The 2,911-nt window shown below is 72.4% G+C and carries 4 protein-coding genes; 2 read left to right on the top strand and 2 right to left on the bottom strand.

The genetic code is table 11. The features are described from left to right. The first annotated feature begins 41 nt into the window (after positions 1-41). Positions 42-206 carry a hypothetical protein gene (locus tag B7767_RS46260; protein WP_179167090.1) on the top strand — a complete coding sequence of 55 codons (165 nt, stop codon included), beginning with the start codon at positions 42-44 and terminating at the stop codon, positions 204-206. Positions 207-313: 107 nt separating this feature from the next. Beyond that, positions 314-835 (top strand): hypothetical protein, encoded by a 522-nt coding sequence (locus tag B7767_RS09725; RefSeq protein WP_085571837.1) that lies wholly within the window; start codon positions 314-316, stop codon positions 833-835. Positions 836-843: 8 nt separating this feature from the next. Here the strand turns inward: B7767_RS09725 and hemC are convergent, their stop codons facing one another. Both hemC and B7767_RS09715 read right to left on the bottom strand, forming a co-directional pair. After that, on the bottom strand, positions 844-1,779 hold the full coding sequence (hemC, locus tag B7767_RS09720) for a hydroxymethylbilane synthase (protein WP_085571836.1): 936 nt from the start codon (positions 1,777-1,779) through the stop codon (positions 844-846). Positions 1,780-1,859: 80 nt separating this feature from the next. Then, complete coding sequence (locus B7767_RS09715) at positions 1,860-2,636, bottom strand: NPP1 family protein (RefSeq protein ID WP_085571835.1); 777 nt, start codon at positions 2,634-2,636, stop codon at positions 1,860-1,862. Between the last annotated feature and the right edge of the window lie 275 nt (positions 2,637-2,911).

The raw sequence follows: 2,911 nt of genomic DNA, 5'->3' as shown, positions 1-2,911 counted from the left end.
CCCCGGAAAGCACACGGCGTGGAATCGAGTGAATTCACGGCGTGAAATTCCCCGCCCCGGAGCGGGCGGCTCCGGACCGGGCGGTCCCCGCCGTCGCGGACCACCCGGGCGGCGCGCCGGTGATCACGGCGCCGGACGTGATGTGCGGCACGCTCCCGCCGGCCGCCGGCCGGGCGGCCGGGGGATTCCTCCAGCGCAGCGCTTGATCACCGATCGGACCGGGCGAACCGCCTGACCACAGCGCATTCCGCTCATTTGACAGTGTGCCGAGGCCACAGATAGGAAACAGCGGACAGAAGTCGAGAGGTGCACTGTGTACGAGCCGAACGTGGTCGGGGACTGGCAGGAGTACGACGAGCATGCCGGTCTGCGGGTCCGCGTCCACCGTCTGGAAGCCGGCGAACCGCCGAGGGGACGGGACGACGCCGCCGAGGGGCTGACGTACTTCAGTGTCCGCGTGACCGTGGAGAACCGTGGCGACCAGCCTTTCTCCATTCACGTCGAGGACGGTCAGATCGACGTACGGACCGGCCCCGACGGCGAGAGCGCGTTCATCGACTGGCGCAATTCGCAGTTCATCGAGGGATTCGACGTCTACCCGCTGCGCCGGGCCACCGCCGTCCTCTACGCGGCCGGTCCCGAAACGGCCCTGAGCCAGGTCGACGTCCAGGTCCAGCTGCGCGTCGACGAGGAGTGGGCCGGGCGCCGGCTGTGGGCGGGCGGCGTCGGCGTGCACGAGGGGCCCGCGGGGGCGCCCGCGGGCGCGTGCCGGGAGAGCCTCGCCCAGCAGGTGAGCGTCTTCCTGCAGGAGCAGGCGGAGGAGGGGACCGCCTGAGCGTCGCGTCAGTGCGGGATGCCGTCGATGATCTCGCGGGCTCCCTGACGCAGCAGCGCCACGGCGACCGAGGTGCCGAGCGTGGCCGGGTCGAGCCGCCCCGCCCACTCGTGCGCGTTCAGCCGGGTCTTGCCGTCCGGGGTGAAGACACACGCCCGCAGGGACAGTTCGCCGCCGCGGTCCACCCGCGCGTAGCCGGCGATCGGGCTGTTGCAGTGCCCCTGCAGTACGTGCAGGAACATGCGTTCGGCGGCGGCCTCGCGATGGGTGTCCGGATGGCCGAGGGCGCCGACCGTGTCGATCAGGCCGGTGTCGCCCTCACGGCACTGCAGCGCGAGGATGCCCGCGCCGATGGGCGGCATCATGGCCTCGGGGGAGAGCACCTCGCTGATCACGTCGGCGCGGCCGATGCGCTCCAGGCCGGAGACCGCGAGCAGCAGGGCGTCCGCCTCCCCGGCGGCGAGCTTGGCCAGCCGCCGGTTGGCGTTGCCGCGGAACGGCACGCACCGCAGATGCGGGTGGGTGGCGGCCAGTTGGGCGACCCGGCGCACCGAGGAGGTGCCGATCCGGGTGCCGGGTGCGAGTTCGTCGAGGGTGAGGCCGTCCGGGTGCACGAGGGCGTCGCGGATGTCGTCCCGCTTCAGGAACGCGGCGAACACCGTGCCCGCCGGGAGCGGCCGGTCGGCGGGCACGTCCTTGACGCAGTGCACGGCGAGGTCCGCCGCACCGGCGAGCAGCGCGGCGTCCACCTCCTTGGTGAACGCGCCCTTTCCCTCCACCTCCGACAGGTCGCCGAGCCACTTGTCCCCGGTCGTCTTCACCGGTACGACCTCGGTGCGCACACCGGGACGGGCAGCGGCCAACTCGGCCCGGACGCGCTCCACCTGGGCGAGCGCCATGGGCGAGTCGCGGGAGACGATGCGGATCAGTTCGGGGGCGGACATGCCGACACCATAGACCCTCCGGGAGTTCCGCCCGTGCGGGGACGCCGAACGGCGCCCCGGCGCCAACGGGCCGCGTAGGGTCAGACGTTCGGGTCGAAGGGGATGCCGGAGGGCTTGGCCGCGGCGAGGTGGGAGGCGAAGCTGCCGTCCTTCAGCCCGAAGTGGGCGCTGCCGAAGTCGTACGAGCTGAGCTTGTCGCGCAGTCCCGCCGGGTAGCCGTTCCAGCCGACCAGCGTCGGGTACTGCCATGCGCCCCTGTGGTTCTCCGGCGGCTCGTCGCCCGGCCCCGCGAGGCGGAAGCAGTGGGTGCCGATGCCGTCCTTGTGGTAAACGATCTTCGGATGCGTGCCGTCGAAGCGGACCGCCGACCGCGCGTGGACCGTGAAGGACCCGTGGTTGGACGTGGACACGTACTGCACGGTGTCGTTCTGCACCCAGACCACGACGTGCTCCCAGTCGTGCCGGTGCCCCCCGAGGCTGACGCCCGGCAGGGCCTGGTCCTTCTCGAAGTACAGGCCGTAGACGACGGCGCACCAGCCGTTGTTGCACGTGGAGCGGGAGTAGCCGTTGGTGTTCTCCAGGTCCGAGGCGTCACGGCAGTTGCCGTTGAGGGCGCCGGTCGGTTTGAGGCCGGGGTTGACGGAGCCGTCCGGGCCGATCGCCGCTGTCGGGTAGCAGCCGTCGGTGTCGTAGTCGTAGGCGGGCTGGTACGTCCGTTCCAGGGCGTCCGCGTTGGCCGGCAGGGCGGGAGGGGGCGCGGCGAAGGCGGTGGCGGGGAAGGCGATGACGAGCGCGGCCGCGCCGGCCAGGCCGGTCAGCCATCTCCTGCGGTGCGTTCGGAACGTGCTCGACGGCACTGCGTCCTCCTCGTGGTCCGGGCGTCGCCAACGGCTGTGGGCGGATGGGGAGTTCAGCATCCCGGATGGATGTATACATGCCAAGAGGGTGCAGGTGTACGGCTGGTGAAGCGCAGCCCGGCACGCGCGGGGCCGGGTGCCGGGTCACACCGGGGTGCCGCCTCCCCGGATACGGCCGGCCCGGCACGCCCTCCCGGGCGCGGGAACCGTGACGGACCTCGCCGGCCGGGGTGGTGGGCCCGGCCGGCGGGAGCGGTGGCCGGTGGGGGGCGACG

Origin of the sequence: Streptomyces sp. 13-12-16 (genome assembly GCF_002114215.1) — a bacterium.
Lineage (GTDB): Bacteria > Actinomycetota > Actinomycetes > Streptomycetales > Streptomycetaceae > Streptomyces.
This window is presented reverse-complemented; position numbering and strand designations above follow the sequence as displayed.

Bases quoted from the DNA above. Each gene is read 5' to 3' on its own strand.
- hemC (WP_085571836.1), bottom strand. From the start codon at position 1,779: ATGTCCGCCCCCGAACTGATCCGCATCGTCTCCCGCGACTCGCCCATG.